General features: G+C 68.2%; 3 protein-coding genes. 2 read left to right on the top strand and 1 reads right to left on the bottom strand.

The window, feature by feature from the left end; genetic code table 11:
- Window positions 1-59: 59 nt before the first annotated feature.
- Window positions 60-2,255, bottom strand: coding sequence for a DUF2142 domain-containing protein (locus E6G06_21995; GenBank protein ID TML85455.1), 2,196 nt, complete (start codon window positions 2,253-2,255; stop codon window positions 60-62).
- Between the two features lie 739 nt (window positions 2,256-2,994).
- Between E6G06_21995 and E6G06_22000 the strand changes: the two genes are divergently transcribed.
- Window positions 2,995-3,414, top strand: a complete 420-nt coding sequence (locus tag E6G06_22000; GenBank protein TML85456.1) for a hypothetical protein — start codon at window positions 2,995-2,997, stop codon at window positions 3,412-3,414.
- The coding region (locus E6G06_22005; protein TML85460.1) for a hypothetical protein at window positions 3,219-4,046 on the top strand (828 nt) is incomplete at its 3' end. The genes E6G06_22000 and E6G06_22005, both read left to right, overlap by 196 nt.

The following is a 4,046-nucleotide window of genomic DNA, read 5'->3' on the forward strand; positions in this document are numbered from 1 at the left end:
TTGCATTGGCCCGGCGAACCTCGCCTTGGTCGTCTACGGAGAGTCAGAGGTAGAAGCCGTCAATGATGCGGGCCACCGAGATCACCTGGAGGACGGCGATCGCGCTCGTGACGGTCACCATGCTGACGATGACGGGCACGCGTGGAACGAGCCGACGGAGCAGGAGCGCGGGCAACGCCACGACGGCGGGAAGCACCATCAGTCCGTACCGACCCTGGATGATGTCGGCCTTCGCGGTTCGTAGGAAACCCTGGAATTCGATGATGTGGAGTAGGCCGAGGGTCGACACCACTGCGAGGAGGCAGAGGAGTGTCGGGACCACCGATGCTTCGTGTGGTTGGCGCGATCGGACGCTTCGTGCGCGTACGACCGCGACGACTACGTGCAGCAGCCATGCACATGCGAGGACGATGACCAGAAGGGTCGCCCAGCGCAACCAGCTGTAGACCCACCCGGGGAGAGGTAGGTCGAGCCATGCGAAGTGGCCCCAGAACCGGTCGACCCAATCCAGCTTCAGTGCCTGGTAGTTGTCGAGCTTCAGCAGGTGCAGGTAATCCCGTAGCGAACGGGACCCTGGCGCGGCCGCGAGCGATGTCAACGACGCCGCCGGATAGTCGAAGAGCGCCGACGCCCACGCCAAGCCCGAATCGGGCCAGGGCGACCGGCCACGCCTTCCACGTGCGGGGGTGGCTGCGCAGCCAGCCGACGAGCCAGCCGAACGCGAGGACCGGCGCCATAGCCAAGCCAAAAGGCTTGCCCAGCAGGGTTGTGCCGAGAGCGAGCCCTCCGAGCAACGGCAACCATCGCGACGCCCCGGGTTCGACGAGCTTCATCGCCACGAGCAGGCAGAGGAAGCCACCGGCGATGACGAGCGCGTCGTTGTTGATGACCGCGGTCTGTTGGCTGAACATCGGCTGCAGCGCGACGCCGACGGCAAGCGCGAGCGCCGCGCCTTCTGACTCGGGGAAGAGCCGGCGCCCGATGAGCAGCGCGAGCCATACCGAAAGCAACCCCAGGGCGACGCTCCACAACCTCATCGTGCTGATTCGGGTGTAGATGGGGCCCGACGTGGCCCGATACAGCAGCGACGCCGGTGCGTAGTACACGGGCGAATAGCCCGCCGCCGATGCGTCGCCGCCTGCGCGACGCGAGATCCTCGACTGGAACCTGCTCTCGTCCGCTCCTCGCGAGCCCGGGCCGAAGTCGGGTCGGTTGCCGGGAGGGTCGGCCTCACGGTGCAGGAGCCGCTCAGCCCTGCGGAGCTCGTCGCTGTACGGCGGGAGGCCGCTCACACTGGTGCCCCGTCGCGGAATCGCGCCCTCCTCGGCCATGAACTGCGAATAGGCAAAGTGCGAGCTCTCGTCCGGGCCCTGCAACGGTGGCATCGCCACCGTCCAGAAGACGCCCTTGATCAGGGCGAGGCTCAGCAGAGCCGCGACCGAGAGCCGGCGAGGGACGGCGACGAGGGCCACGAGCAGCAACGTCGCCGTCATCATCATCCCGGCGACCACCGGCGGCCGCCACCAGGCGACTCGGTATTGAGCCATGCGCCGCAACGCAATGCCCACGATGTCGACGAGGGGGCGCCGCTTTCCATATTCCGTGATCAAGGCCACGCTCTGCCGCTGCAACTTGCCACCGGAGAGGGCGGGAGGGAGGCGCGAGCCGGACTCGGCCCCCCAAAGGGATATCGCCTGTCGGGCTCCGGGCTGCGCGCTCACCGTCAGGTGGAAACGCTCGCCCTTACTGCGGGGCAGCGGACGAAACCGGATCAACAAGCGGAGCTCGTTGTCGACCAGATCCCTGCACCTGATGACCCGGCGGCCCACAACGGCGCCGTTCGGATCCGACACCACGACGTTGACGGAACACCGGGTGGCCCCACCGTAGGTGCCGACGCGAGCGACGATGCCGGAGAGCTCGTCGGCGCGGGCCGTGAAGGCCTGCTCGGTCGGTGCGTTGGCGGTGATCGGTGGCAGGGCAGGGCCGCGAGAGATGTGCGGCTCCCGGTCCAGGGAGGCGGGGCCCGCCGGGCGCTGAAGCACGATGGCGCTGACCACCGCGATCGCGACCGCGAGCAGAGCCGCCCAAACGCGTCGACGCGACCAGGACCGCAGACCTCTGGACGCGGACTCCACGACCGTGGGTGGGTCCACCCGGGGGAGTGTCTCGGTGAGGGGCTGGTCGACAGGGAACCGGGTTGGCGACGACAACGGGCGCCAGGGTAATCGTGCTGTACCAACGGCACGCCGCATCCCCCCACCGCATGGGCCTTTGCGCCGGCGACACGGGCACGCCGTGAAGGCCCGCGGTGCCCCTCGCACCGGTACACGCCGTCGTAGAAGGTCACCTCTCCGCGCGGGTCGACAAGCTCCCTTGGATCGCCGAGCGAGCTAAGCGGAGCTACTCAACGTGCCGGCCAGGTAAAGGTCTCGTCCGAACGCGGCGCATGGAACAGGATTGCCGTCGACCGCTGCGCCGAGTCGACGTCGAAGGTGAGCCATCCACGCGAGCAACCTCCAGGCGGTGGGTTCGATTCCACGGTGGAAGCAAGATCGGGCTGCCGCGCCGCCGCTGCCGGCGGCGACGGAGACCACGACCGGCCGTCGGCGGTCTCGAGCAGGAAGCTGGCCGGCGAGAACGGCACGCCGTCGCTCGAGCAGACTTCGATCTCGACGACTCGCGCGCTGCGTCCGGACGGGCTGGTCCCAAGGTCAGTGATGCTTCCGACCGTCACTCGTCCGAGTGGAGTGTCGACGGCGCGGCCGGCGTGCCCGGCGTCGAGGCCGGTCGTCACCCCGCCCGGCGCGGGAGCCCGAGGCGAGGAGGACGGGGGGGAACTTCGCGCCGACACGGTGGGCGTCGGCGCCTCTCCGCAGGCGGCGAGCACCACCATCGCGAGCGCTAGGCTGACGCAGCTTGATCGCAAGGTAGCGAATCCAAGTGTTAGCTTCACTCTTCTCGTCCGCCCTCCCGCGAAAACAGCCTCTCATCATGCGCGGTCTCTCGAAGGTCATCGGCGCTCTCGCGCTTCTTGCGGTGCTCGCCTCCTGTCAACCCCTGAGCGGTCTGGGTGCGAATGGTCTCGACGTCTCCGGCTGGCAGCATCCCAACGGAGCGACGATCGACTGGGCACCTGTCCGAGCGTCGGGCCGGTCGTTCGCCTTCGTGAAGGCGACGGAGGGACTTTCTTACACCAATCCCTACTTCGGTGTCGATTGGGCAGGTTTGCAGGCGAACGGGATGTTGAGGGGTGCGTATCACTACGGTCGTCCCGAGCTCGACCCCGCGAGGCAGGCCGATTTCTTCGTATCGGTCATCGGAGGTCGGGGAACCTCGGCGCCGACGCCCTGGTGGGGTGGGTCGCGACGTTCTTGTCGCGCGTCCAAGCGCTCACAGGGCGAAGGCCGCTGATCTACACCTATCCGAACTTCTGGAAGAACGCCACTGGCGACTCGCGCGCGTTCGCCGGCCAGCTGCTGTGGATCGCCGACTACAACGGCGGTTCGGCACCGACGCTTCCGTTGCCCGGCGGCTGGCGCGATTGGGCGTTCTGGCAGCACACCTCGTCCGGTTCGTTGCCGGGAATCGTGGGGAGCGTCGACCTCGATGTCTTTTGCTGCGACGACGCGTCGCTCATCCTCCTCAGCGACCAGGCGCCGGTTTGGCTGTTGCGCAACAGCTTGTCTCCAGGGGTCGCCGACCTGCGGTTGGCCTACGGAGACAGGGGCGATGTGCCCCTGAGCTGTGACTGGGCGGGCACGGGCATCGATACGCCCGGCGTGTTCCGCAACGGGAGGTGGTACATCCGGCTGAGCAACACGACGGGACGGGGCGACGTCAGCGTTGGCTTCGGCGACCCAGGCGACATCCCGGTGTGCGGCGACTGGGACGGCAACGGCACCGACACGCCGGGGGTCTACCGCCGAGGAGTGTTCTACCTGCGCAACAGCCTCACCACGGGTGTCGCCCACGTGGCCGTCCCCTTCGGCAACCCTGGCGACGTGCCGGTGGCAGGGCGGTGGAAGCCCGGCGGGCCGGCCACC

This window comes from Actinomycetota bacterium (assembly GCA_005888325.1).
Classification (GTDB): Bacteria; Actinomycetota; Acidimicrobiia; order Acidimicrobiales; family AC-14; genus AC-14.